At 73.0% G+C, this 24,203-nt stretch carries 26 protein-coding genes and 1 riboswitch; of the genes, 13 read left to right on the forward strand and 13 right to left on the reverse strand.

Annotated elements, in window-relative coordinates; genetic code table 11:
- The first annotated feature begins 61 nt into the window (after positions 1-61).
- From IE248_RS17675 to IE248_RS17695, 5 genes are all read left to right on the forward strand, one after another.
- Positions 62-547, forward strand: a complete 486-nt coding sequence (locus tag IE248_RS17675) for an SAV_6107 family HEPN domain-containing protein (RefSeq protein ID WP_008738727.1) — start codon at positions 62-64, stop codon at positions 545-547.
- 73 nt (positions 548-620) lie between these two features.
- On the forward strand, positions 621-1,379 hold the full coding sequence (locus IE248_RS17680; protein WP_008738728.1) for a methyltransferase: 759 nt from the start codon (positions 621-623) through the stop codon (positions 1,377-1,379).
- Between the two features lie 265 nt (positions 1,380-1,644).
- Positions 1,645-2,046, forward strand: a complete 402-nt coding sequence (locus IE248_RS17685; protein ID WP_008738733.1) for an SCO2097 family morphological protein — start codon at positions 1,645-1,647, stop codon at positions 2,044-2,046.
- A gap of 91 nt (positions 2,047-2,137) precedes the next feature.
- Positions 2,138-2,791 carry a DUF4126 domain-containing protein gene (locus tag IE248_RS17690; RefSeq protein ID WP_047960549.1) on the forward strand — a complete coding sequence of 218 codons (654 nt, stop codon included), beginning with the start codon at positions 2,138-2,140 and terminating at the stop codon, positions 2,789-2,791.
- Positions 2,792-2,834: 43 nt separating this feature from the next.
- Positions 2,835-4,328, forward strand: a complete 1,494-nt coding sequence (locus IE248_RS17695) for a phytoene desaturase family protein (RefSeq protein ID WP_190031126.1) — start codon at positions 2,835-2,837, stop codon at positions 4,326-4,328.
- Between the two features lie 7 nt (positions 4,329-4,335).
- Here the strand turns inward: IE248_RS17695 and IE248_RS17700 are convergent, their stop codons facing one another.
- The 5 genes from IE248_RS17700 to IE248_RS17720 all read right to left on the reverse strand — a co-directional run bounded on the left by IE248_RS17700 (position 4,336) and on the right by IE248_RS17720 (position 8,799).
- Positions 4,336-5,343 (reverse strand): hypothetical protein, encoded by a 1,008-nt coding sequence (locus IE248_RS17700; RefSeq protein WP_190031127.1) that lies wholly within the window; start codon positions 5,341-5,343, stop codon positions 4,336-4,338.
- Positions 5,344-5,393: 50 nt separating this feature from the next.
- Positions 5,394-6,308: a methylenetetrahydrofolate reductase [NAD(P)H] gene (metF, locus tag IE248_RS17705; protein WP_073774454.1), complete on the reverse strand. Its 915-nt coding sequence runs from the start codon at positions 6,306-6,308 to the stop codon at positions 5,394-5,396.
- Positions 6,309-6,400: 92 nt separating this feature from the next.
- On the reverse strand, positions 6,401-7,039 hold the full coding sequence (gene thiE / locus IE248_RS17710; protein WP_008738743.1) for a thiamine phosphate synthase: 639 nt from the start codon (positions 7,037-7,039) through the stop codon (positions 6,401-6,403).
- A gap of 79 nt (positions 7,040-7,118) precedes the next feature.
- Positions 7,119-7,484 carry an Rv2175c family DNA-binding protein gene (locus tag IE248_RS17715; RefSeq protein ID WP_008738744.1) on the reverse strand — a complete coding sequence of 122 codons (366 nt, stop codon included), beginning with the start codon at positions 7,482-7,484 and terminating at the stop codon, positions 7,119-7,121.
- Between the two features lie 91 nt (positions 7,485-7,575).
- Positions 7,576-8,799: an NAD(P)/FAD-dependent oxidoreductase gene (locus tag IE248_RS17720; RefSeq protein ID WP_190031128.1), complete on the reverse strand. Its 1,224-nt coding sequence runs from the start codon at positions 8,797-8,799 to the stop codon at positions 7,576-7,578.
- Positions 8,800-8,890: 91 nt separating this feature from the next.
- Positions 8,891-9,003: riboswitch (TPP riboswitch) on the forward strand.
- Here IE248_RS17720 and thiO point away from each other — a divergent pair.
- From thiO to IE248_RS17750, 6 genes are all read left to right on the forward strand, one after another.
- Positions 9,001-10,182: a glycine oxidase ThiO gene (gene thiO / locus IE248_RS17725; protein ID WP_008738748.1), complete on the forward strand. Its 1,182-nt coding sequence runs from the start codon at positions 9,001-9,003 to the stop codon at positions 10,180-10,182. (Overlaps the previous riboswitch by 3 nt.)
- Positions 10,179-10,379, forward strand: coding sequence for a sulfur carrier protein ThiS (gene thiS / locus IE248_RS17730; RefSeq protein WP_073798971.1), 201 nt, complete (start codon positions 10,179-10,181; stop codon positions 10,377-10,379). The genes thiO and thiS overlap by 4 nt, the downstream gene beginning before the upstream one ends.
- A 5-nt stretch (positions 10,380-10,384) precedes the next feature.
- Positions 10,385-11,179, forward strand: coding sequence for a thiazole synthase (locus tag IE248_RS17735; protein WP_008738750.1), 795 nt, complete (start codon positions 10,385-10,387; stop codon positions 11,177-11,179).
- A gap of 89 nt (positions 11,180-11,268) precedes the next feature.
- Complete coding sequence (gene pknB / locus IE248_RS17740; RefSeq protein WP_190031129.1) at positions 11,269-13,209, forward strand: Stk1 family PASTA domain-containing Ser/Thr kinase; 1,941 nt, start codon at positions 11,269-11,271, stop codon at positions 13,207-13,209.
- Between the two features lie 6 nt (positions 13,210-13,215).
- On the forward strand, positions 13,216-14,103 hold the full coding sequence (locus tag IE248_RS17745; RefSeq protein WP_190031130.1) for a deoxyribonuclease IV: 888 nt from the start codon (positions 13,216-13,218) through the stop codon (positions 14,101-14,103).
- Between the two features lie 29 nt (positions 14,104-14,132).
- Positions 14,133-14,585 carry a DUF4396 domain-containing protein gene (locus tag IE248_RS17750; protein ID WP_190031131.1) on the forward strand — a complete coding sequence of 151 codons (453 nt, stop codon included), beginning with the start codon at positions 14,133-14,135 and terminating at the stop codon, positions 14,583-14,585.
- 1 nt (position 14,586) lies between these two features.
- On the opposite strand, the gene IE248_RS17755 is transcribed toward IE248_RS17750, so the two are convergent.
- Positions 14,587-15,219, reverse strand: a complete 633-nt coding sequence (locus IE248_RS17755) for a sulfite oxidase-like oxidoreductase (RefSeq protein ID WP_037797461.1) — start codon at positions 15,217-15,219, stop codon at positions 14,587-14,589.
- Between the two features lie 174 nt (positions 15,220-15,393).
- Here IE248_RS17755 and bfr point away from each other — a divergent pair, with 174 nt between their 5' ends.
- Positions 15,394-15,870: a bacterioferritin gene (gene bfr, locus IE248_RS17760; RefSeq protein ID WP_037791515.1), complete on the forward strand. Its 477-nt coding sequence runs from the start codon at positions 15,394-15,396 to the stop codon at positions 15,868-15,870.
- A 40-nt stretch (positions 15,871-15,910) separates the two neighbouring features.
- Here bfr and IE248_RS17765 read toward each other — a convergent pair whose 3' ends face one another.
- Positions 15,911-16,159: a (2Fe-2S)-binding protein gene (locus IE248_RS17765; protein WP_073774461.1), complete on the reverse strand. Its 249-nt coding sequence runs from the start codon at positions 16,157-16,159 to the stop codon at positions 15,911-15,913.
- A 161-nt stretch (positions 16,160-16,320) separates the two neighbouring features.
- Entirely contained in the window at positions 16,321-17,685 is a 1,365-nt protein-coding gene (locus IE248_RS17770; RefSeq protein ID WP_373301536.1) for a class II 3-deoxy-7-phosphoheptulonate synthase, read from the reverse strand.
- 275 nt (positions 17,686-17,960) lie between these two features.
- Here IE248_RS17770 and IE248_RS17775 point away from each other — a divergent pair, with 275 nt between their 5' ends.
- Positions 17,961-19,844: an anthranilate synthase family protein gene (locus IE248_RS17775; protein WP_190031132.1), complete on the forward strand. Its 1,884-nt coding sequence runs from the start codon at positions 17,961-17,963 to the stop codon at positions 19,842-19,844.
- Positions 19,845-19,925: 81 nt separating this feature from the next.
- Here the strand turns inward: IE248_RS17775 and IE248_RS17780 are convergent, their stop codons facing one another.
- From IE248_RS17780 to IE248_RS17800, 5 genes are all read right to left on the reverse strand, one after another.
- Positions 19,926-20,180: a hypothetical protein gene (locus tag IE248_RS17780; RefSeq protein WP_190031133.1), complete on the reverse strand. Its 255-nt coding sequence runs from the start codon at positions 20,178-20,180 to the stop codon at positions 19,926-19,928.
- Positions 20,181-20,240: 60 nt separating this feature from the next.
- A complete protein-coding gene (locus IE248_RS17785) occupies positions 20,241-21,269 on the reverse strand; it encodes a 6-phosphofructokinase (RefSeq protein ID WP_008738773.1) in 1,029 nt (342 codons plus the stop codon).
- Positions 21,270-21,443: 174 nt separating this feature from the next.
- The gene (locus tag IE248_RS17790) at positions 21,444-22,088 is read right to left on the reverse strand and encodes a response regulator (RefSeq protein WP_037791576.1); all 645 of its coding nucleotides are present in this window, start codon (positions 22,086-22,088) and stop codon (positions 21,444-21,446) included.
- 32 nt (positions 22,089-22,120) lie between these two features.
- A complete protein-coding gene (gene macS / locus IE248_RS17795; RefSeq protein ID WP_190031134.1) occupies positions 22,121-23,332 on the reverse strand; it encodes a MacS family sensor histidine kinase in 1,212 nt (403 codons plus the stop codon).
- Between the two features lie 38 nt (positions 23,333-23,370).
- Positions 23,371-24,096 (reverse strand): lysophospholipid acyltransferase family protein, encoded by a 726-nt coding sequence (locus IE248_RS17800; RefSeq protein ID WP_073798976.1) that lies wholly within the window; start codon positions 24,094-24,096, stop codon positions 23,371-23,373.
- Positions 24,097-24,203 lie beyond the last annotated feature (107 nt).

The following is a 24,203-nucleotide window of genomic DNA, read 5'->3' on the forward strand; positions in this document are numbered from 1 at the left end:
GACGAGCAAGAGGCACTACACGGCACAAGCGACAGCACCACGCATCGACAGGAGGTTCGTCATGGCCACACCGTCCCCGTCCCCTGTCCACCCCGTCCCGCGGAAGTCGGCGGCCCCACCGGCTGCCCTCGATCTCCTCGCCAAGGCCCGCTGCGGTCTGGCCGAGGCGGCGGAACTGCCCGGCCCCAACGAGCGGTACGCCACGGCGCACCTCGCGGCGCTGCGCGCGGCCGCGGCCGTACTGGCCGCGCGCGGCCGGCCCGAGCCGGTGAACCCGCGCCGGCGGCCCCGGATCCGGCCCGCCTGGGAGGTACTGCCGGAGACGGCACCGGAGCTGACGGAGTGGAGCGCGCTGTTCGCGTCCGGCGCCGCCCGCCGGGCCCGTGCCGAGGCGGGCATACCGGGTGCGGCGACCGCGCGGGAGGCGGACGACCTGGTGCGCGAAGTCGCGATGTTCCTGCGCCTGGTGGAACGCATGCTCGCGCTCCGGCCGGTGTCCGCCCCGGCCCTGCCGCAGCCCCGCCCGGAGCGTCCGGACGCGGGATGAGATCCCCGGCAGCCCGAGGCAATAGGGTGGGGCCCGTACCGCTCGCCCTTACCGCGCCGAGGAGCCATCAGCCGTGTCGGACACTTCCCGCCCCCGTGCCTCCCTTCGCACCGCTGTGGTGTGGGAGGTCCTCAAGGAGGCCCTCGACCGCCGGGTGAAGGCGACCGGGCGGGATGTGCTCGACGTGCTGGACACCGGCGGCGGCACCGGCAAGTTCGCCGTCCCGGTGGCCCGGCTGGGTCACCGCGTCACCGTGGTCGACCCCAGCCCGAACGCGCTGTTCGGGCTGGAGCGCCGGGTCTCCGAGGCCGGCGTCGCCGACCTGGTGCGCGGCGTCCAGGGCGACGCCCAGGGCCTGCTGGATGTCGTCGAGCGCGACGCGTACGACGTGGTGCTCTGCCACGGCGTGCTGGAATACGTCGACGACCCGGCCGAGGGCGTCGCCAACGCCTTCGCGGCGCTGCGGTCCGGCGGCGTCCTCAGCCTGCTCGCCGCCGGTCTCGGCGGGGCCGTGCTGGCCCGCGCGCTGGCCGGCCACTTCACCGAGGCGCGCACCGCGCTGACCGACCCGGCGGGCCGCTGGGGCACGGGCGACCCGGTGCCGCGCCGCTTCACCGCCGAGCAGCTCACCGAGCTGGTCGGGGGCGCCGGCCTGGAGGTCGGCACGGTGCACGGCGTGCGGATCTTCGCCGACCTGGTACCCGGGGTCCTGGTCGACACCGAGCCCGGCGCGGTCGAGGCCCTGCTGCGCCTGGAGGAGGCCGCGGCCGAGCTCCCCGCCTTCCACGCGGTCGCCACGCAACTGCACGTCCTTGGCGAGAAGCCCGCCTGATCTGCGGCGCTGTAGCGCACCGAGTCAGCCGTACACCCTCCGCCGAGCCGGTCGGACCCGTATGATCGAGGACACCGACCGGCATGGCGGCCGGGCCATTGGGGAATAAGCGCCTCAGTGACCGCGCCTTTCCGGCGGTACGGATCGCCGCGGTGCTTTTTCAGAGCGTGGCGTCGAGGGCGGGTATCACGGGGGCGATTCCCCGCCTATCCTGAAGGGGACCCCTGGTCGCTCCCCCCGCGACCGACGGATGAGGAGGACTCCCGTGCCGCTCTCGGAGCACGAGCAGCGAATGCTCGAGCAGATGGAGCGAGCGCTGTACGCCGAAGATCCCAAGTTCGCGACAGCGCTTGAGGGTAGCGGACTGCGCACGTACACCCGGCGTCGGGTTTACATGGCAGTCGCAGGCATTGTGGTGGGTATCGCGCTCCTCATGACCGGCGTGATCTGGCAGAGCGTGCTCTGGATCAGCGTGGTGGGATTCCTCGTCATGCTGGGATGCACGGTTCTCGTGGTCACCGGTTGGCGCAAGGCACCCAAGCCCGGCGAGCAGCCCGTCTCCGGTAGTGCAAGCGGTTCGGGCCACGGCCAGAACCGGCAGCGTCGGTCGATGATGACCCGGATCGAGGAGCGGTGGCAGCGCCGCCGCGACGAACACGGCCAGTAGGGCCTACGGATTTCGATGAGGGGACGGCTGCCCTGCGGCGGCCGTCCCCTCATGCGTGTCTTCAGGCCCCCTTCTGCGGCATGATGATCAGGTGAGTGTGCTCCCCCTGGTCTTCACCAGTGGCTGGGCCAGCGGGATCAACGCCTACGCCGTGGTCCTCCTGCTCGGCATCTTCGGCCGGACCGGACTGACCGACGACGTCCCCGCGTCGCTGCAACGCACCGACGTGCTGATCGTCGCGGCCGTCCTGTTCCTCTGCGAGGCGGTGGCCGACAAGGTTCCGTACGTGGACTCGATATGGGACGCCCTCCACACCGTGATCCGGCCGCTGGCCGGTGCCGTGATCGGTGCGCTGCTGGCAGGTCAGAGCGGCTCGCTCTCCGACATCGCGGCCGGGGCGGTCGGTGGCTCCACGGCCCTGGCCAGCCATTTCGTCAAGGCCGGCACCCGGATGGCGATCAACACCTCGCCAGAGCCGTTCACCAACGTGGGCATGAGCCTCGCCGAGGACCTCGGCGTGGCCGGCATCGTCACCTTCGCGATGTTCAACCCGCAGGTCGCCGCGATCATCGCGGCCGTGCTGCTGGCCCTGGGCCTGGCCACGCTGGTGTTCCTGTGGGCCCGGATCCGCCGCTTCCTGCGCCGCCGCGCCCAGCGCCGCGAGGAGCGGCACCTCGCCGCCGAGGCCCGCGAGTCCGCCGGGACGGCCGGGACCACCGGGATCGGTCCGGCGCCACCCCGCTGACCTGGGTCGATCCCGGCCCCTCCCGGTCGATAGGCTCAGCCGCATGGCACGAATTGCGGTGATCGGCGCCGGCATGGGCGCGATGGCGACGGCGGCCCGGCTGGCCGTGGCGGGCCACCAGGTGACGGTGTACGAGCGCGGGAGCACCTACGGCGGCTCGGTCGGCCGGTACGAGCGCGAGGGCTTCGCCTTCGACACGGGCCCCGGGCTGCTGCACCTGCCAGCCGTCTACCGCGACCTCTTCGTGAAGACCGGCAAGCGGCCGCTGGAGGAGTGCGTCGAGCTGGTCCAGGTGGATCCGGCCGTCCGGCACCTGCTGCCCGACGGCAGCGAGGCCACCCTCCCCAACGTCTCGCGCGGCGGCGCCGAGGCCGTCCTCGACCGGGCCTTCGGCGCGGGCGCGGGCGGGCGCTGGAGCGCCGTCCTGGGCCGTGCCCGCGACGCCTGGGACGCCACCCGCCGCCCGCTGCTGGAGGAGCCGCTGCGCACCGACTGGCGGGTGCTGGGCCGCGAGCCGTACCCGGCGCTGCGCGGGAGCGGGCTGCTGCGCCGCCGGCCGCCGACCCTCGCCGAGGTGGCCGAGCGGGAGCTGGGCGGAAGGCTCGCAGGCCTGCTGGAGAGCCCGGTGCTCGCGCACGGCCTGGCCCCCGGCGCCACCCCGGCCGCCGCGACGGTCCTCCCGTACATGGAGCAGACCTTCGGCAGCTGGTACGTACGAGGCGGCATCCGCGCCCTGGCCACCGCCGTGTACGAGCGCTGCCTGGAGCGCAAGGTCACCTTCGAGTTCGGCGCCGCGGTCCGGGAGGTACTGGTCCGCGAGGGCAGGGCGGCCGGGCTGCTGCTGGCCGACGGCGCCGAGGTCCCCGCCGATTTCGTCGTCTGCGGGATCGACCCGCGGCAGCTGCCGCCCGCCTCCGTGCCGCGGCCGGCCGGCGCCGTCCCCGCCCGGGGGCCCGGGGTGCCCAGCCGGATCACCCTCTTCCTCGCCCTGCGCGGCGCCCGCCCCGCCGACGCCGCGCACCGCACGGTCGTCCACTCCCCCGGACTCGCCGCCGAGGCCCGGGCCGCCTTCGCCGGGGAGCACACCGCACCCCCCACCGTGACGGTGCTGCGGCCCGACGACCCGGCGACCCGGCCCGACGCGGACCACGAGGCCGTCACGGTGAGCGCCGTGTGCGCCCCCGAGGGGGTGCTGGACTGGTCGGACCCGGCGCTGACGGCCCGCTACGCGCAGGCGCTCCTCGCCGCCGCCGGGCGGGCCGTGCCGGGGCTGCGCGAGCGGCTGCTGTGGCAGGAGCTGCGCACCCCCGCCGATGTCGCGCGGGCCACGGGAGCGGTGGGCGGCGCGGTGCCCCCGCCGTCGGTCGCGGGAGCCGGGGGCCGGCTGCTCCACCCGGCGAACGCCACCGCCCTGCCCGGTCTGTTCCTGGCGGGCGGCTGGGCGCACCCCGGTGGCGGGCTCGCGCACGCCGGGATGACCGGGGCCCTGGTGGCCGGGCTGATCGTGGAGGGCGCCGGCTTCCGCGGCTCCCAGTGAGGACCGCTCAGTAGCGGTACTGCCCGTACTCCCCGGTGCCGCCCTGGTACGGGTAGCCGTAGCCCTGCTGCTGGCCCTGCTGGCCCTGCTGGCCCTGCTGGCCCTGCTGGCCCTGCTGGTCCTGCTGGTCCTGCTGGTCCTGCTGGTACTCGCCCGGGTAGGGCTGCGCGGCGTCCCGCTGCTGCGGCACCCACACGCCGCCGGGCGGGGTGTCCGTGGAGTACTGCTGCTGCGCGTACGGGTCCGGGGCCTGGCCCGCGTACGGGGCGGCGTACCCGCCGTCGTAGTAAGGCTGCTGGGGGGCGACGCCGCCCCCGGTGCCGATGTACGGGTCCGAGTAGGCGGCGTAGACCTGCTGCTCGCCGGCCGGGTAGCCGTTGCCGTAGTCGTAGCCACCCTGGCCCTGGCCCTGGGTCTGCGGGTCGTAGTAGGCGTACTGGTGGGCGTCCTGCTCGGCCGTGGTGAACGGCGAGGCGAACGGCGCCGTCCGGCTCGCGTCGGCGGTCGGGGCGAAGCTCTGTATCCCGTACGAGCCGGTGTCCTCGGGCAGCGGCTGCGGGCTGTAGACCGCCTCGGCTTCCGGGGACTTCACACCGAACACGCTCTCCGCGTCGGGGTCGGCCTGGTCGGCCGCGTCGGCCGCGGCGCCGGATTCCGCGGGGTCGTCGCCGGGGCCGTACTCCAGCGCGGTGACCTTCAGCGAAGGCCCGGGGCGCGGTCCGCCGGCGCGGCGGCGCCGGGTCTGCCGTACGGGCTCACCGCCGCGGCGCAGCGCCCAGCCGGCCACGAAGCCCTTGCGGAAGGACAGCGTCACCAGGGTCTGGCCGACGGCGAACGCGGCCGCTCCGGCCGCGATGACCAGCACGGACGGCAGCACCACCCCGGCGACCACGCCGACGAAGCCGGCGAAGGCGAGCAGGCGCCAGCGCAGCCGGGCCTTGTACTGCATCAGGACCTCGGCAAGCAGCCACAGCGCGACGAAGCCGAACGCGATGTAGAGGACCGTCATTCCCATGCGTGGCCCCGCCCCTCTCGATACGGCCGCCCACGGGTACGTACGGCCGATCAGGCCCGCTGGTGCAGGCCCAGGTTCTCGTAGATCTCCAGAGTCGCCGTGGAATTGTTCAGCGTGATGAAGTGCAGTCCCGGGACTCCCTCGGACAGCAGCCGCGCGCAGAACTCCGTGGCGAACTCGATGCCAATGGAGCGTACAGCGGCCGGATCGTCCTTGACCGCGAGCATCCGCTCTTTCACGGCGTCGGGAAAGACGGCGGTGCTCAGTTGGGGCAGCCGGTCGAGCTGCTTGATCCCCACAACAGGCATGACCTCGGGGATGATCGGGGTCTCGCAGCCCGCCTTCTCGACGCTGTCGCGCAGCCTCAGATAATTCTCCGGGTGGAAGAACATCTGGGTGATCGCGTAGTCGGCGCCCGCGCGGCACTTGTCCACGAAGTGCCGGATGTCCGTGTCCCAGTCCTCCGAGCGCGGGTGCATCTCGGGGAAGGCGGCGACCCCGACGCAGAAGTCGCCGGACTCCTTCAGGAGACGGACCAGGTCGGCGGCGTAGTCCACGCCCTCGGGGTGCTTCACCCAGGGCGCCATGGGATCGCCCGGCGGGTCCCCGCGCAGCGCGAGCATGTTGCGGATGCCGGCGTCGGCGAACTGGCCGATGACGTGGCGCAGCTCGGCGACGGAGTGGTCGACGGCGGTGAGGTGGGCGACGGGGGTCAGCGTGGTGTCCGCGGCGATCTGCTCGGTGGCGCGGACGGTGCCGCCGCGGGTGGAGCCGCCGGCTCCGTAGGTGACGGAGACGAAGCTCGGGGCCACCGCCTCGACCCGGCGCAGGGCTTCCCAGAGGTTGCGCTCGCCCTTCTCGGTCTTGGGGGCCCAGAACTCGAACGAGTACGAGCTCCCGGACGCGAGGAGATCGCGGACCGTGTGCGCACGATCCGACCAGGTGGAAGCGGTACCAAGGGCCATACCGGCAGGTTAGACGCGGCCCGGCGCACGCCGAAGCGACGTCCACCCATTGGACACGTTTTTGGACACCTACGGGGAGCGGGCGGGCGGTCCTACGGGAGGCGGGCGCGGACGCGCTTGGCCAGGTCGGCGGCGGCGGCGCCGGGGTCGGAGGCCTCGGTGAGGGCGCGGACGACGACGATGCGGGTGGCGCCCGCGTCGAGCACCTCGTCCAGATTCGTTCCGTCGATGCCGCCGATCGCGAACCAGGGCCGGTCCTGGGCGAGCGAGGCGGCGTACCGGACGAGGCCGAGGCCGGGCGCGTGGCGGCCGGGCTTGGTGGGGGTGGGCCAGCAGGGGCCGGTGCAGAAGTAGTCCACGCCGGGCTCGGCGACGGCGGCGTCGACCTCGGACTCGGCGTGGCAGGAGCGCCCGATGAGGAGGTCCTCGCCCAGGATGGCGCGGGCGGCGGGCACCGGGATGTCGCCCTGGCCGAGGTGCAGGACGTCGGAGCCGATGGCGTGCGCGACGTCGGCGCGGTCGTTGACGGCGAGCAGCTTGCCGTGCCGGCGGGCCGCGTCGGCGAAGACCCGCAGGTGTTCGAGTTCCTCGCCGGCCTCCATGCCCTTGTCGCGGAGCTGGACGACGTCCACTCCGCCGGCGAGGACGGCGTCGAGGAACTCGGGGAGGTCGCCCTGCCGCTTGCGGGCGTCCGTGCACAGGTAGAGCCGGGCGTCGGACAGCTGCTGCATGGGTACCCCCCGGGGTGGTGGCGGCGTACGGGCCCGCGCGCTCGGCCCGTACACCGCGGTGGAGCGGATGCGGATCAGGTCAGAGGGCAAGCGCCTGAGCGCGGCGCTTCACCTCCGTGCCGCGATTCTCGCTCAGCGCCTGCGCGGGGGTGCCGGGCAGGGTGGGGTCCGGGGTGAACATCCACTCCAGGATCTCCTCGTCGGAGAAGCCGTCGTCGCGGAGCACGGTCAGCAGGCCGACCAGGCCCTTGACGATCTTGTCGCCGTCGATGAAGGGGGCGGGCACCTGGAGCGAACGGTTCTCGCCCCGGCGTACGGCGAGCAGCTGACCTTCCTTGACCAGCTGGCGGACCCGGGTCACTTCGATGTCGAGCATCTCCGCGATGTCGGGGAGGTACAGCCAGTCGGGGACAAGGGCATCGATCTTTGCGTCAATCTCGGTCACGGGCACAAGCCTGCCATCTCGGACTCCCCGCCGGTACCTGGACCACCCCGTCCGGGTTCCGGGCCCCTGTTCAGGGCCTTCCCCGGCGAGCTCAGCCGAGGGTGGCGGACTTCAGGGGGACGGCCGGATCGGCGAGCCGCGCCGGGTCGACGGGGGTGGCCGCCTCGATGAGCCGGCGGCCCTGGGCCAGGTCGCGGGGGCGGCCCACGGCGAGGAGCGCGGCCAGCGCCCCGTCCCGCAGCCAGCACACCGACCAGGCCTCGCCGGCCGGGTCGCCGCGCCACACCAGCTCGTCGGCGTCGCCGTGGTGGCCCGCGTACTGCACGAACCGTCCGAACTGCTCCGACCAGAAGTACGGCACCGGGTCGTAGACGCGCTCCGCCCCGCCGCCCAGGACGTTCGCCGCGACCACCCGGGGCCCCTGGAGGGCGTTGTCCCAGTGGTGCACCAGCAGCCGCGCCCCGTACCGCCCCGACGGGAAGGAGGCGCAGTCGCCGACCGCGTACACCCCGGCCGCGGTGGTCCGCAGGTACGCGTCCGCCGTGACCGAGCCGTCGGGGCCGAGCTCGACCTGCGAGCCCGCGAGCCAGCGCGTCGCGGGCCGGGCCCCGATGCCGACGACCACCGCGCCCGCCGGCAGCGCGCGGCCGTCGGTCAGCAGGACCCGGCCCGCCTCCACCGCGGCGACCCGCGCCCCGGTCAGCAGCGTGGCGCCCGCCTCCTCGTACCACCGCGCCATGGGGGCGGCGACCTCCGCGGGCAGGGCGCCCGCCAGCACCCGGTCCGCCGCCTCGACGACCGTCACCTCGCAGCCCGCCTCGCGCGCGGCCGTGGCGAACTCGGCGCCGATCCAGCCCGCCCCGACGACCACCATCGCCGGGGCCGCCGCCAGCACCGGGCGCAGCCGCGCCGCGTCGTCCAGGGTGCGCAGCAGGTGCACGCCGGGGACGCCCTCCGCGCCCGGCAGGGTCAGCGGTTCGGCGCCCGTCGCCAGCACGAGCACCTCGTACGGGACGGGTCCCGCCTCCGTGTCCAGCTCGCGCTCGGCGCCGCGCAGGCCGGTGACCTCGACGCCGAGCCGCAGCTCGATGCCGAGGCCCTCGAAGTCCACGTCGAACGCGGAGTCCTCGGCCTTCCCGAGCAGCACCGCCTTCGACAGCGGCGGCCGGTCGTACGGCTGGTGCGGTTCGGCGCCCAGCAGCGTCACGCGGCCGGTCCACCCCTGTTCCCGCAACGCGACCGCGGTCTGCACCCCGGCCATTCCGGCGCCGACGATGACGACGCCGCCCTGAGTCTGTTCCGTCTGCTCGCTCACCCGGCCCACCCTAATCAACTGACGCTTCGTCAGGAACAGTGGCCGGGGAGGCAGCCTTACCCGGCACCGGCGCCGGGGTTAGTCTGGCCACCGAACCTATCGCGGGAGTCCGGGCGTACCGGGCTGAGAGGGAGGCTGGGCGGCCTCCGACCGTACGAACCTGATCCGGGTCATGCCGGCGAAGGGAGGGGCTGGACGCCCATGCACTCATCTCGGAAGGGATCCGACGGGGGATCCGACGTCCTCGTCATCGGGGGCGGGATCATCGGGCTGGTCACCGCCTGGCGGGCGGCCCGGCGCGGACTGCGCACCGTGCTCGCCGATCCGGCGCCCGGAGGCGGCGCCGCGCAGGTCGCGGCCGGCATGCTCGCCGCCGTCACCGAACTGCACTACGGCGAGGAGACCCTGCTCGGGCTGAACCTCGCCTCCGCCGCCCGCTACCCCGACTTCGCCGCCGAACTCGCCGACGCCAGCGGCGGGATGGACATCGGCTACCGCGCCTGCGGCACCCTCGCCGTGGCCCTCGACGCCGACGACCGGCTCCACCTGCGCGAGCTGCACGCGCTCCAGCGGCGCTGCGGCCTGGAGTCCGAGTGGCTCACCGGGCGCGAGTGCCGCCGCCTGGAGCCGATGCTGGCCCCGGGCGTGCGCGGCGGGCTGCGCGTGGACGGCGACCACCAGGTCGACCCGCGCCGGCTGGCGGCCGCGCTGCTGGCGGCCTGCGAGCGCGCCGGGGTCGAGATCCGCCGGGCGAGCGCGGAGCGGCTGCTCACCGCCGCCGGCCGGGCGGTCGGCGTACGGCTCGACGACGCCGCGGTGCTCCGCGCCGACCAGGTGGTGCTGGCCGCGGGGTCGCTCAGCGGCCGGCTGGCCGGCGTACCGCCGGAGGTGGCGGCGCCGGTGCGGCCCGTGAAGGGGCAGGTGCTGCGGCTGACCGTGCCGGCCGGGTACGGGCCGTTCCTGTCGCGCACCGTACGGGCCGTCGTGCGCGGCAGCCACGTGTACCTGGTCCCGCGCGAGAACGGCGAACTCGTCGTCGGCGCCACCAGCGAGGAACTCGGCTGGGACACCACCGTCACCGCCGGCGGGGTGTACGAGCTGCTGCGCGACGCCCACGAACTGGTGCCCGGCATCACCGAACTCCCGCTGGCCGAGACCCGGGCGGGGCTGCGGCCCGGCTCCCCCGACAACGCCCCCCTGCTCGGGCCGACCGCCCTGCCGGGGCTGCACCTGGCCACCGGGCACTACCGCAACGGGGTGCTGCTGACCCCGCTCACCGGCGATGTGATGGCGGAGCTGCTGACCACCGGCGCGGTACCGGAGATCGCCCGCCCCTTCACCCCGGGTCGTTTCGCCCCGGCACGTCAGGAGTCGTACGCATGACCATCTCCGTCAACGGCGAGCCGCGCGAGATCGCGGCCGGCACCACCCTCGACGCGGTGGTCGCCACCCTGACCGCGGCGCCGGCCGGCGTCGCCGCGGCGCTGAACGAGACCGTGGTCCCGCGCGGCCAGTGGCCGGCCACACCGGTCGGCGAGGGCGACCGGGTCGAGATCCTCACCGCCGTGCAGGGGGGCTGAGCGCGATGGCGGACGACGCCTTCGAACTGGGAGGCCGGAGCTTCTCCTCCCGCCTGATCATGGGGACCGGCGGGGCACCGAGCCTCGACGTCCTGGAGCGCGCGCTGGTGGCGTCCGGGACCGAGCTGACGACGGTGGCGATGCGCCGGCTGGACCCGACGGTGCAGGGCTCGGTCCTGTCGGTGCTGAACCGGCTGGGGATCGCGGTCCTGCCGAACACGGCGGGCTGCTTCACGGCCGGCGAGGCGGTGCTGACGGCGCGGCTGGCGCGGGAGGCGCTGGGGACGGACTGGATCAAGCTGGAGGTCGTCGCCGACGAGCGGACGCTGCTGCCGGACGGAGTGGAGCTGCTGGACGCGGCGGAGACGCTGGTGGACGACGGTTTCACGGTGCTGCCCTACACGAACGACGATCCGGTGCTCGCGCGGAAGCTGGAGGACGTGGGCTGCGCGGCGATCATGCCGCTGGGGTCCCCGATCGGGTCCGGGATGGGGATCCGCAACCCCCACAACTTCGAGCTGATCCGCGAGCGGGCCGGGGTCCCGGTGATCCTGGACGCGGGGGCCGGCACGGCGTCCGACGCGGCCCTCGCCATGGAGCTGGGGTGCGCGGGCGTGATGCTGGCCTCGGCGGTGACACGGGCCCAGTCCCCCCTGCTCATGGCGGCGGCGATGCGGGACGCCGTGTCGGCGGGACGCCTGGCGTACCGCGCGGGCCGCATCCCGCAGCGCCGCTTCGCGGAGGCCTCCTCCCCGGCCGAGGGACGCGCCGTTCTGGACCCGGAACGCCCGGCCTTCTGACCCCGCCGGGGACGAGGGGTGCGTCACAGCTGCGCCGCAAGGGGCGGGATGCTGGTCGGGAGGGTTGCGTGCGCTCGTAGAATCGCCGGGTGGATACGACCCTGGATGACCCCCTCGCCGGGCGCGTGCTCGACGGCCGCTACCGCGTCGACGCCCGCATCGCGGCCGGTGGCATGGCCACGGTCTACCGCGCCCTCGACACCCGCCTCGACCGCGTCCTGGCCCTGAAGGTGATGCACCCGGCGCTCGCCGCCGACGCCGGCTTCGTCGACCGCTTCATCCGTGAGGCCAAGTCCGTGGCCCGCCTCGCGCACCCGAACGTCGTCGGCGTCTTCGACCAGGGCACCGACGGCCCGTACACGTACCTGGCCATGGAGTACGTCTCCGGCTGCACCCTGCGCGACGTGCTCCGCGAGCGCGGCGCGCTCCAGCCCCGGGCCGCGCTCGACATCCTGGAGCCGGTCCTCGCGGCCCTGGGCGCCGCGCACCGCGCCGGGTTCGTGCACCGCGACATGAAGCCCGAGAACGTCCTGATCGGCGACGACGGCCGGGTCAAGGTCGCGGACTTCGGGCTGGTCCGCTCGGTCGACTCCGTCACCAGCACCACCGGGTCGGTCCTCGGCACCGTCTCCTACCTCGCCCCCGAGCAGATCGAGAGCGGCGTCAGCGACACCCGCGCGGACGTCTACGCCTGTGGCGTCGTGCTCTACGAGATGCTCACCGGCTCCAAGCCCCACACCGGCGGCAACCCCGCCCAGGTGATCTACCAGCACCTCCACGAGGACGTCCCGCCCCCGTCGGCGACCGTCCCCGGGCTCCCCGTCGTCCTCGACGAGCTCGTCGCGCGGGCCACCGCCCGCAATCCGGAGCTGCGCCCGTACGACGCCGCGTCCCTGCTGGGCCTGACCCTCGACGCCCGCGCCCGGCTCGGCAACGCCGAGCTGGACGCCGTACCGCCGCAGGCGCGCGCCGAGACGCACAACGCGACCGAGGACCGTACGAGTGTGATCCCCCGGGCTGCGGAGCCGCCGGAGCCGATGAACCAGACCTCGCGGATGCTGCTCCCGCCGACGTCGCCGACGCAGTCCCAGGAACAGGAAGAGGAGGCGCGGCGGCGGGGCTCGGCCCCGGCCCCCCGGCCCCGGCGCCGCGGCGTGTTCCTCCTGGTCGCCGCGGTCCTGCTCGCGCTCGGTATCGGCGGCGGCGTCTGGTACATCAACTCCGGCCAGTTCACCAAGGTCCCGAACCTGCTCGGCAAGACCGAGGCGCAGGCGAAGTCGGACCTGTCGTCGGCCGGCCTCGGTGTGAAGCGGGTCGACCGGAAGTTCAGCGAGACCTTCGACCGCGGGACCGTGATGGACACCGACCCGGGCGGCGGGAAGCGGATCCGCGGCAACGGCGCGGTGGTGCTGACCGTCTCGCGCGGCCCGGAGATCGTCGCCGTACCCAACCTCAAGGACCGCACCCTGGACGAGGCGAAGGCCGAGCTCGCGAAGACGGGCCTGGAGGCCGGGGTCGTCTCGCAGGCGTTCAGCCAGGACGTCCCGCAGGGCTCGGTGATCAGCACCGACCCGGCGGGCGGCGAGAAGCGGGCGCCCGACACGGCGGTCTCGATCCTCGTCAGCAAGGGCCGCCCCGTGCAGGTGCCCTCGGTGACCGGGGCTTCGCTCGACCAGGCCCGCACCGCGTTCCAGGACCTCGGGCTGAAGGTGGAGACGGCCGAGGAGCAGGTCAACTCGCCCTCCGCGGCCGGTACGGTCGCCGCCCAGTCGCTCGCCGCGGGCGCGCAGGCGGCGGCGGGGGACACCGTGACGCTGACGGTCTCCAAGGGCCCGCGGCTGGTCCCGGTGCCGAACGTGACCGGGCAGAGCGCGGACGACGCGCGCAAGGCGCTGGAGGCCCTGGGCTTCACGGTGAAGGTGCAAAAGCCGTTCTTCTCTTTCGGCAACACCATCGACGCGCAGTCGGTGCCCGGCGGCCAGAACGCCCCCGAGGGCAGCACGATCGTCATCCGGATCAAGGGGCTGTAGTCGTACGTGGAACTCCGTGAGCAAGCCGGTCCCGCCGGGCGCAATCCGGTCGGCGGGCACGTCCCCGTCGCGGGCGGGCTCGCCTCGGTCGGGCTGGCGTACGCGCGGGAGATGGGCGCCGAGGCCGTTCAGGTCTTCGTCGCGAATCCGCGCGGCTGGGCCACCCCGGCCGGCAACCCGGCGCAGGACGAGCTGTTCCGCGAGCAGTGCGCGCGGGAGGCGGTCCCGGTGTACGTGCACGCCCCCTACCTGATCAACTTCGGCTCGCACACCGTCGCGACGGTCGAGAAGTCGGTGGAGTCGCTGCGGCACTCGCTGCGCCGGGCCCGGGCGATCGGCGCGCTGGGCGTGGTCGTCCACACCGGCTCGGCGACCGGCGGCCGCCCGCGCGAGGCGGCGTACGCGCAGGTCAGGGAGCACATGCTGCCGCTGCTGGACGAGCTGACGCATGACGACGACCCGTTCCTGCTGCTGGAGTCCACGGCCGGGCAGGGCTCCTCGCTGTGCTCGCGGACCTGGGACTTCGGTCCGTACTTCGAGGCGCTCGACCACCACCCCAAGCTCGGCATCTGCCTGGACACCTGCCACATCTTCGCGGCGGGGCACGACCTGGCCGAGCCGGGCGGCACCAAGCAGACGCTGGACCTGCTGGTGGACACGGTGGGCGAGGGCCGGCTGAAGCTGATCCACGCGAACGACTCCAAGGAGGGCGTCGGCGCCCACAAGGACCGGCATGCCAACATCGGGCAGGGCCACATCGGCCGGGAGGCCTTCGCCGAGCTGTTCACGCACCCGGCGACGGAGGGCGTCCCGCTGATCATCGAGACCCCGGGCGGCACGGAGGGGCACGCGGCGGACGTGGCACTGCTGAAGGAGCTCCGGGAGCTCCACTGACCGTAGCCAGGCGTCCCCAGGGGGTTCCCATGAACCACGATCACGGCAGGGCGAGCTGGGGCATGGCCGCCGGGGCCACGCTCCACTGCCTCACCGGATGCGCCATCGGCGAGGTGCTCGGCATGGTCATCGGTACCGCCCTCGGCTGGGGCAACCTCCCGACGACGGTCCTGGCGATCGCCCTCGCGTTCCTCTTCGGCTACGCGCTCACCCTGCGCGGGATCCTCTCGGCGGGTGTGGATGCGCGCACCGCCGTCCGGGTGGCGCTGGCGGCGGACACCCTTTCCATCGCCGTCATGGAGCTGATCGACAACGGCGTGATCCTGCTCTGGCCGGGCGCCATGGACGCCCGCCTCTCGGAGCCGCTGTTCTGGATCGCGCTGGCGGCCTCGCTCGCGATCGCCTTCGTCGTGACGACCCCGGTCAACAAGTGGATGATCGGCCGCGGCAAGGGCCACGCGGTCGTCCACCGGTACCACTGACCTAGAGCTCGGGACCCTCGCCCGGCTGCTCCTGGTACGAGTAGCGCTGCTCGCGCCAGGGGTCGCCGACGTTGTGGTAGCCGCGCTCCTCCCAGAAGCCGCGCCGGTCGGCGGTCATGTACTCGACGCCGCGCACCCACTTGGGGCCCTTCCAGGCGTACAGGTGCGGGACGACCAGCCGCAGCGGAAACCCGTGTTCGGCGGTGAGGAGTTCGCCGCCCTCGTGGGTGGCGAACACGGTCCGCTCGGAGGCGAAATCGGCCAGCCGCATGTTGGAGCTGAAGCCGTACTCGGCCCACACCATCACATGCGTGACCTGCGGCGCCGGCGGGGCCAGTTCGAGGACGGTGCGCGCGAGCACCCCGCCCCATTCGGCCCCGAGCATGCTGAACTTGGTGACGCAGTGCAGATCGCCCACGACCGAGTCGAACGGCAGGGCCGCGAAGTCCTCGTGGTTCCAGCAGTGCTTCTGGCCGTCGGCCGTCGCGCCGAAGACGCGGAACTCCCAGCGGTCCGGCTTGAACTTGGGTACGGGCCCGTAGTGGGTGACCGGCCAGCCCCGCTGCAACCGCTGGCCCGGGGGGAGCTCAAGCTGCTCTGCTCCCGGAGATTCCCGGCTTTCCGGCTGACCCATGAGTCCATGGTGACAGATTGGGCAGGGTGGTCATGACCAGCCACGGAACCGATTCCGGCAAGTCATCGCAACTCCCACTAAGGAGGCACTTACTGGACGGCCCCGGACCGCGGTGCAAGGATGCGCGCAACTGCCCCGTCACATAGCTGACATTGCCTGGAAGGAGCCTCTGCGATGCAGGGCGACCCCGAGGTCCTTGAGTTTCTGAACGAGCAGCTGACCGGCGAGCTGACCGCCATCAACCAGTACTGGCTGCACTACCGCATCCAGGACAACAAGGGCTGGACCAAGCTCGCCAAGTACACGCGTGAAGAGTCCATCGACGAGATGAAGCACGCGGACAAGATCACCGAGCGCATCCTGATGCTCGACGGTCTGCCGAACTACCAGCGCCTCTTCCACGTGCGCGTCGGGCAGACGGTCACGGAGATGTTCCAGGCGGACCGGCAGGTGGAGGTCGAGGCGATCGACCGCCTGAGGCGCGGGATCGAGGTCATGCGCGGCAAGGGGGACGTCACCTCCGCGCGGCTCTTCGAGGAGATCCTCGAAGACGAGGAGCACCACATCGACTACCTGGACACCCAGCTGGAACTCATCGAGACCCTGGGCGAGGCGAACTACCTCTCCCAGCAGATCGAGCAGCCGAGCTGATCCAGCGCCCGCAAGGGGAGCCGGTCGCGGGCGGGACGGGCTAGGCGGCCTCGGCGAGCCGCGGGGCGGCCGCGAGCACGGCGCCCGTCTCGCCCTGGTCCAGCAGTTCCCGGCGGGGGCAGGCCCCACGGCCGAGGATGCCCTGGATGGTGCGGACACAGGAGCCGCAGTCGGTTCCGGCCTTGGTCGCCGAGGCGATCTGGCGGGGGGTGCAGGCCCCGGCGGCCGCGTGTTCCTTGACCTGCTTGTCGGTGATCCCGAAGCAAGAGCAGACGTACACGCGGTTCACCTCCTGACCCGGAACGGTTCGGCGAGCCATCCCCGATTCGGTGAGGCTTACCTAACCGTACCCAAACTTAGGGTCACCTAAAAGCCCCGGGGACGGCAGTGGGGCGCGGATCACATGGATCCGCGCCCCACTGTCAGAGGAAGCTACATCGTGGAGATCGCCTACTGGTCGCGGTACATCTCGGCGACCAGGAACGCCAGGTCCAGCGACTGGCTGCGGTTGAGCCGCGGGTCGCAGGCCGTCTCGTAGCGCTGGTGCAGATCGTCGACGAAGATCTCGTCGCCGCCGCCCACGCACTCGGTGACGTCGTCACCGGTGAGCTCGACGTGGATGCCGCCCGGGTGGGTGCCCAGGGCCTTGTGGACCTCGAAGAAGCCCTTGACCTCGTCGAGCACGTCGTCGAAACGGCGCGTCTTGTGGCCGGAGGCCGCCTCGAAGGTGTTGCCGTGCATCGGGTCGGTGACCCAGGCGACGGTCGCACCGGACGCGGTGACCTTCTCGACCAGCTCGGGGAGCTTGTCGCGGACCTTGTCGGCGCCCATGCGGACGACGAAGGTCAGCCGGCCCGGCTCGCGCTCGGGGTCCAGGCGGTCGATGTACGTCAGCGCCTCGTCCACGGTGGTCGTGGGGCCGAGCTTGATGCCGAGCGGGTTGGCGATCTGCGCGCAGAACTCGATGTGCGCGTGGTCCAGCTGGCGGGTGCGCTCACCGACCCAGACCATGTGGCCCGAGGTGTCGTACAGCTTCCCGGTGCGGGAGTCCGTACGGGTCAGGGCGCCCTCGTAGTCGAGCAGCAGCGCCTCGTGCGAGGAGTAGAACTCGACGGCCTTGAACTCGGCCGGGTCGGTGCCACAGGCCTTCATGAAGTTCAGCGCGTTGTCGATCTCCCGCGCGAGCTGCTCGTAGCGCTGCCCGGACGGGGAGTTCTTCACGAAGTCCTGGTTCCAGGCGTGCACCTGGCGCAGGTCGGCGTAGCCACCGGTGGTGAAGGCGCGCACCAGGTTCAGCGTCGAGGCCGACGCGTGGTACATGCGCTTCAGCCGCTCGGGGTCCGGGATCCGGGCCTCTTCGGTGAAGGCGAAGCCGTTGACGGAGTCGCCGCGGTAGGTCGGCAGGGTGACGCCGTCGCGGGTCTCGGTGTCCTTGGAGCGCGGCTTGGAGTACTGGCCCGCGATGCGGCCGACCTTCACGACGGGCACGGAGGCCGCGTACGTCAGGACGGCGCTCATCTGGAGCAGCGTCTTCAGCTTGGCGCGGATGTGGTCGGCGGACACGGCGTCGAAGGCCTCGGCGCAGTCGCCACCCTGGAGGAGGAACGCCTCGCCCTTGGCGACGGCTCCCAGACGGGCGCGCAGCTGATCGCACTCACCCGCGAAAACGAGGGGAGGATACGACTCGAGGTCCGCGACGACAGCGCGCAGAGCCTCGGCATCGGGGTACGAAGGCTGCTGCGCCGCGGGAAGGTCTCGCCAGGTCGCCTTGTTGGCGGGGGCTTGGATTTCAGCGTTCACGGTCACCTCATACACATTACGTCGTCACACGCCGCGTCCAGCCCGCTGCCCACTACGTGAGACGGATGTCCCTGATATCGTCGCCGGCATGTACGCGCACTTCGACATGAACTGGTGGTGGCCCGCTCCCGGCGGCCCACTGCTTTCGCGTACCTGACGACACCAGCCAGACGCGAGACGACGCACAGGCCGCCCCGAGGGGCGGCCTTCGCTGTTTTCCGGGCCGGGCCGCCCCTCCTTCCTCCGCTCGAAACTCCGCTCGAACGCTCCCCGGAAGGACGCCCCGCCCCATGGAACTCAGCCGACTGCTCGAAGACTCCTGCCCGCCGTTCGCCCTGCTGCGCCGGCGCACCCCCGGCCGCGACCACGACACCGTCGAGGTGCTGATCGGCGCGGTCCACGAGGCCGAGCGCCTCGCCGACCTGCCGGTCGGGCCGCTCCCCACCCTCGCCCTCGTGCCGTTCCGGCAGATCCGGGAGCGCGGCTTCGACGTGCGCGACGACGGGACGCCGCTGAGCGTGCTGGTCGCCGAGGAGGCGTACGAGCTCCCGCTCGCCGAGGCCTTGGCGCAGCTCCCGGCGCACGGGGTGCGCGTCGAGGGCGGCGGCTTCGACGTACCCGACGAGGAGTACGCGGCCACCGTGGAGCGGGTCGTCCGGGACGAGATCGGGCGCGGGGAGGGCGCGAACTTCGTCATCCGCCGCACCTACGAGGGCCGGATCGAGGACTTCGGCCGGGCCGACACGCTCGCGCTGTTCCGGCGGCTGCTGCTGGGCGAGCGGGGCGCGTACTGGACGTACGTGGTCCACACCGGGGACCGGGTGCTGGTCGGGGCGAGCCCCGAGGTGCACGTGCGGATGTCGGGCGGGACGGTCGTGATGAACCCGATCAGCGGGACGTACCGCTATCCCGCGTCCGGCCCGACGGCCGAGTCGCTGCTCGCCTTCCTCGGGGACCGCAAGGAGACCGAAGAGCTGTCCATGGTGGTGGACGAGGAGCTCAAGATGATGTGCACCGTCGGCGACATGGGCGGGGTCGTCGTCGGACCGCGGCTGAAGGAGATGGCGCACCTCGCGCACACCGAGTACGAGCTGCGCGGCCGGTCCTCGCTGGACGCGCGGGAGGTGCTGCGGGAGACGATGTTCGCGGCGACCGTGACGGGCTCGCCGGTGCAGAACGCCTGCCGGGTCATCGAGCGGTACGAGGCCGGCGGCCGGGGCTACTACGCGGGCGCGCTGGCGCTGCTGGGGCTGGACGCGGCCGGGGCGCAGACCCTGGACTCCCCCATCCTGATCCGGACCGCCGACATCGCGGCGGACGGCACCCTGCGGGTTCCGGTCGGCGCCACGCTGGTGCGCCACTCCGACCCGGCGGGCGAGGTGGCGGAGACGCACGCGAAGGCCGCGGGGGTACTGGCGGCGCTGGGGGTCCGGCCCGCCGCGCCCCGGCCTGCGGTGACGGGCGGCGGGAGCCTGGCCGCCGACCCCCGGGTCCAGGCGGCCCTCGCGGCGCGGCGGGCGGACCTGGCGCCGTTCTGGCTCCGGATGCAGGAGCGGCCGGCGGCGCCGGCGGGGCACGCGCTGGTCATCGACGGGGAGGACACCTTCACCGCGATGCTGGCGCACGTGGTGCGGATGAGCGGGCTGGAGGTGACCGTACGCCGCTACGACGACCCGGGGCTGCGGGCGGCGGCCCTGGCCTGGGACGGCCCGGTCGTGCTGGGCCCCGGTCCGGGGAACCCGGCGGACGCGGCGGATCCGAAGATCCGGCTGCTGCGCGGGCTGGCCGCCGAACTGCTCGGCTCGCACCGGGGCGGGCTGCTGGCGGTGTGCCTGGGGCACCAGTTGCTGGCCGCCGAGCTGGGGCTGCCGCTGGTGCGCAAGGCGGAGCCGGCCCAGGGGGCGCAGACGCGGATCCCGCTGTTCGGGAGCGAGGAGGTGGTCGGGTTCTACAACGCGTACGCCGCGCGCTGCGACGAGGAGGCGGCGGGGCGGCTGGCGGAGCGGGGGGTGGAGGTGTCCCGTGACCCCGGGACGGGGGAGGTGCACGCGCTGCGGTCCGCCGCCGGGCGGTTCGCGGGGGTCCAGTTCCACCCGGAGTCGGTCCTCACCCTGCGCGGTGCGGACCTCCTGCACGACCTCCTGACGACGGTCCACACCCCGGCCCGCGCCTAGGCCGGGGCGGCGGGGCCGCGCCGGGGCCGCCGAGCCAGGCCGGCGGCCAAGGCGGCGGGGCCGCGCCGGGGCGCGGGGCCCTCAGGCCGGGGTCGGCCCGCGGCGGCGGGCCTGGAGGCTGCGGGCCAGCCGCCAGGCCATGATCGGCCCGAGCACCGCCAGGCCGCACAGGAGGAAGCCGATCTCCCCGGCGGCCGGCGCCAGCGACACCGGGACGGCGGCCAGGGGATCGGCGAACGCCAGCCAGGCGTCCACCCGCTCCCCCGGCCGCGCCCGGAGCGCGGGCCTCAGGGCCCGGACGGCCTGCACGAGCAGTACGGCTGCAAGGGCCAGCATCCCACGGAAGGTATGTCCACGCGGCTGAATCTAGCCCCTGCGGGGCCCTGTCGGCGCAGGTCAGCCGAAGAAGACCCCGACCTCCTCGTACAGCGCCGGGTCCACCGTCTTCAGCTTCGACGTGGCCTCCAGGATCGGCACCCGGACGATGTCCGTCCCCTTCAGCGCGACCATCTTCCCGAAGTCGCCCTCCCGCACCGCGTCGATCGCGTGCAGCCCGAAGCGGGTGGCGAGCCACCGGTCGAACGCGCTCGGCGTCCCGCCCCGCTGGATGTGCCCGAGCACCGTGGTGCGGGCCTCCTTGCCGGTGCGCGACTCGATCTCCTTGGCCAGCCACTCGCCGACGCCCGAGAGCCGGACGTGCCCGAAGGAGTCCGTGGTGGCGTCCTTCAGCACCAGCTCCCCGTCCGTCGGCATCGCGCCCTCCGCGACCACCACGATCGGCGCGTAGCTCGCCTTGAACCGGGAGGTCACCCAGGCGCACACCTTGTCCAGGTCGAAGCGCTGCTCCGGGATGAGGATGACGTTGGCGCCGCCCGCGAGCCCCGAGTGCAGGGCGATCCAGCCGGCGTGCCGGCCCATGACCTCGACGACCAGCACCCGCATGTGCGACTCGGCCGTGGTGTGCAGCCGGTCGATGGCCTCGGTGGCGATGCCGACGGCGGTGTCGAAGCCGAAGGTGTAGTCCGTGCCCGACAGGTCGTTGTCGATGGTCTTCGGGACGCCGACGCAGGGGATGCCGTACTCCTCGTACAGCCTGGCCGCGACGCCCAGGGTGTCCTCGCCGCCGATCGCGACGAGCGCCTCGACCTCGTACTTGGCGAGGTTCTCCTTGATCCGCCGGACCCCGTTCTCCTGGTTGAAGGGGTTCGTGCGCGAGGAGCCGAGGATGGTGCCGCCGCGCGGCAGGATCCCGCGGACGGCGGGGATGCCGAGCGGGACCGTGTCGCCCTCGACCGCGCCGCGCCAGCCGTCCTTGAAGCCGACGAACTCGCAACCGTACTCCTGTACGCCCTTGCGCACGACGGCCCTGATCACCGCGTTGAGCCCGGGGCAGTCGCCGCCGCCCGTGAGCACTCCGACCTTCATGGAATCTCCCTTCGCCACAGGGCCCGCTGAGCCCGCGTGACGGCCACGCTAGTGGTGACCCAGGTCACACCAGCGCGTTGGGTTTGGCCAATTCCGGTGGAATTTCAAGGAGTTGCGTACTCCCGTTCACTCGTACGAGGACGTAAGTACGACGTACGACACCGCTTTCGCGCGCTACGCGTCGTCGAGGCCGCGCTCTATGGCGTACCGGACGAGCTCCACCCTGTTGTGCAGCTGGAGCTTGCCGAGGGTGTTCTGGACGTGGTTCTGCACGGTGCGGTGGGAGATGACGAGCCGCTCCGCGATCTGCTTGTACGAGAGCCCCTTGGCCACCAGGCGCAGCACCTCGGTCTCGCGGTCGGTCAGCTGCGGCGCCTTCGGCTCGTCGGGCGCGGCGGGCGCCGGGTCGGTGGCCAGGCGCCGGTATTCGCCGAGGACCAGTCCGGCGAGGCCCGGGGTGAACACCGGGTCGCCGGCGGCGGTGCGGCGGACCGCGTCGATCAGCTCCTGCGCGCCGGCGGACTTCAGCAGGTATCCGGTCGCGCCGGACTTGACCGCCTCCAGGACGTCGGCGTGCTCGCCGCTCGCGGACAGGACGAGGACGCGCAGTGCCGGGTTGGCGCCGACCAGTTCCTTGCAGACCTGGACGCCGGGCATGCCGGGCAGGTTGAGGTCGAGGACCAGTACGTGCGGGGCGGCGGCGCCGGCCCGGCGGACCGCCTCGGGGCCGTCCCCGGCGGTGGCGACGACATCGAATCCGGCCGCGGCCAGGTCGCGGGCGACCGCGTCCCGCCACATCGGGTGGTCGTCGACGACCATCACCTTGATGTCGCTCAGCTCGTTCGGCACGCTCACTGGGTTCTCCCCCTCGGTACTTTCAGTTCCACTTCGGTGCCCTGTCCGGGGACGGACACCAGCTCGGCGGTGCCGCCGAGGTCGCGCAGCCGGCCTCGGATGGACAGGGCCACGCCCATCCGTCCCTCGCCCTCCGCCTGGTCGAGCCGTCCGGCCGGGATGCCCGGGCCGTCGTCCCGGACGGTCACGATCACCTCGTCGCCCCAGTCCTCGACCAGGATCCAGGCCCTGGCGCCTTCCCCGGCGTGCCTGCGCACGTTGTCGAGGGCGGCGCCGACCGCCGCGGCCAGCTCCTTCGCGGCGGGCACCGGCAGCGGCACCGGGGTGCCCGGCTCGGCGAAGCTCACCCGGGACCCGGCGTGCGGGGCGAGCAGCGTCCGCAGGTCCAGCTCGCCCCCGTCGCCGCCGGGCTCGTCCACCTCGTCCGCGGTGACCAGCGCGCCGAGCGACTCGTCCCGGGAGATCCGGCAGGTGTGCACGAGCCCGCTGGAGACCAGGGTGCGCAGCGCGACCTCCTGCTCCCCCGCCATCCGGCCGAGTTCGGCGGCCTCGCCGCCCAGTTCGGTGCCGCGCCGCTGGACCATGGCGAGGACCTGGAGGACCCCGTCGTGGATGTCGCGGGCGAGGCGTTCGCGCTCGCGGGTGGCGGCCTCGATCTCCAGGGCGCGGGCGAGGGTGGCCTCGCTGGCCCGGGCGACCTCGACGACGTACCCGATGGCGATGGAGGCGACCCAGACCAGCAGGACGTTGTGCAGGGTGTCCCGGGTGGGATTGCCGCCGTGGACGAGGACGTTGGCCGCGGCCACGAAGGTGGAGGCGAAGCCGGCCCAGCGCCAGCCTCCCTTGATGGCGAAGGCGAGGACGGAGCCGGCCGTCCAGATGCTGGGCAGGGTGGGCCCGCCGGCCGCGATCCGCTCGTGGGTGTCCGCGATCGGCGTGAGCAGGATTCCGACGATCGCGACGGTGAGGTCGGCGCCGAGGAACCCCTTGGTGCAGCTGGCCGCGTTCGCGACCCTGCGGTGGGTGACCAGGGTCCAGACGGCGAGGCACGCCAGGTAGCCGGCCGCGACCTTGGGACGGTCGAACCGCTGGTACGCGAAGCCGAACAGCGCCACCGCGTAGACCATGGTGAGCAGCCGGTAGGCCGTCAGCGCGCGCCACAGCGGCTGCTCGACCGACATGCGTACGACGCGCTCGCGTTTCGCCATCTCCCCCACCCCTCCGGGCGGTACCGCCGCCGCCCGTCCTACTCCGTGCTCTGGTCGGCCTTCTCCGCCTTCTCGGCGGCCTTGGAGGCCTTCTCGGCGTCGGCGATCTGGCGCTTGGCGGCCGTGGCGTAGATGTCCACGTACTCCTGGCCGGAAAGCTTCATGATCTCGTACATGACCTCGTCGGTCACCGAGCGCAGGATGAAGCGGTCGCCGTCCATGCCCTGGTAGCGGCTGAAGTCGAGCGGCTTGCCGATCCGGATGCCGGGTCGCATCAGCTTCGGGACGACCTTGCCGGGCGGCTGGATCTTCTCCGTGTCGATCATCGCGACGGGGATCACCGGGGCGCCGGTGGCCAGGGCCACGCGGGCCAGACCGCCGGGCTTGCCGCGGTAGAGGCGGCCGTCGGGTGAACGCGTCCCCTCGGGGTAAATACCGAACAGTTCCCCGCGCTCGATGACGTCGATGCCGCTCTTGATGGCGGCCTCGCCGGCACCGCGGGCGCCGGAGCGGTCCACGGGGAGCTGGCCGACGCCCTTGAAGAAGGCCGCCGTCAGCTTGCCCTTGACGCCCGGGGAGGTGAAGTACTCCGCCTTGGCGATGAAGGTGACCTTCCGGTCGAGCACGGCCGGGAGGAAGAAGGAGTCGGAGAACGACAAGTGGTTGCTCGCGAGGATCGCCGGCCCCTCCGCGGGAATGTTTTCGAGGCCCTCCACCCACGGCCTGAAGGCGAGCTTCAGGGAACCGCCGATGGAGAACTTCATTGCGCCGTAGATCAACTCGAATGCCTTCCTGTGTCTGTCGAACAGACCTTATCCCCTGGCCCGGCCACAGCGGCCCGACGACCCTGGTCGGTGTCACCCCGGTCGCG

The organism is Streptomyces goshikiensis (assembly GCF_014650555.1).
Classification (GTDB): Bacteria; Actinomycetota; Actinomycetes; order Streptomycetales; family Streptomycetaceae; genus Streptomyces; species Streptomyces goshikiensis.

Coding starts and splice junctions, on each gene's coding strand:
- IE248_RS17800 (WP_073798976.1), bottom strand. CDS start 24,096: ATGAAGTTCTCCATCGGCGGTTCCCTGAAGCTCGCCTTCAGGCCGTGG.
- bfr (WP_037791515.1), top strand. CDS start 15,394: ATGCAGGGCGACCCCGAGGTCCTTGAGTTTCTGAACGAGCAGCTGACC.
- IE248_RS17755 (WP_037797461.1), bottom strand. CDS start 15,219: ATGGGTCAGCCGGAAAGCCGGGAATCTCCGGGAGCAGAGCAGCTTGAG.
- thiS (WP_073798971.1), top strand. CDS start 10,179: ATGACCATCTCCGTCAACGGCGAGCCGCGCGAGATCGCGGCCGGCACC.
- thiO (WP_008738748.1), top strand. CDS start 9,001: ATGCACTCATCTCGGAAGGGATCCGACGGGGGATCCGACGTCCTCGTC.
- IE248_RS17675 (WP_008738727.1), top strand. CDS start 62: ATGGCCACACCGTCCCCGTCCCCTGTCCACCCCGTCCCGCGGAAGTCG.
- IE248_RS17785 (WP_008738773.1), bottom strand. CDS start 21,269: ATGAAGGTCGGAGTGCTCACGGGCGGCGGCGACTGCCCCGGGCTCAAC.
- thiE (WP_008738743.1), bottom strand. CDS start 7,039: ATGCAGCAGCTGTCCGACGCCCGGCTCTACCTGTGCACGGACGCCCGC.
- IE248_RS17695 (WP_190031126.1), top strand. CDS start 2,835: ATGGCACGAATTGCGGTGATCGGCGCCGGCATGGGCGCGATGGCGACG.
- IE248_RS17735 (WP_008738750.1), top strand. CDS start 10,385: ATGGCGGACGACGCCTTCGAACTGGGAGGCCGGAGCTTCTCCTCCCGC.
- IE248_RS17700 (WP_190031127.1), bottom strand. CDS start 5,343: ATGGGAATGACGGTCCTCTACATCGCGTTCGGCTTCGTCGCGCTGTGG.
- macS (WP_190031134.1), bottom strand. CDS start 23,332: ATGGCGAAACGCGAGCGCGTCGTACGCATGTCGGTCGAGCAGCCGCTG.
- metF (WP_073774454.1), bottom strand. CDS start 6,308: ATGGCCCTTGGTACCGCTTCCACCTGGTCGGATCGTGCGCACACGGTC.
- IE248_RS17775 (WP_190031132.1), top strand. CDS start 17,961: ATGGAACTCAGCCGACTGCTCGAAGACTCCTGCCCGCCGTTCGCCCTG.
- IE248_RS17790 (WP_037791576.1), bottom strand. CDS start 22,088: ATGGTCGTCGACGACCACCCGATGTGGCGGGACGCGGTCGCCCGCGAC.
- IE248_RS17750 (WP_190031131.1), top strand. CDS start 14,133: ATGAACCACGATCACGGCAGGGCGAGCTGGGGCATGGCCGCCGGGGCC.
- IE248_RS17780 (WP_190031133.1), bottom strand. CDS start 20,180: ATGCTGGCCCTTGCAGCCGTACTGCTCGTGCAGGCCGTCCGGGCCCTG.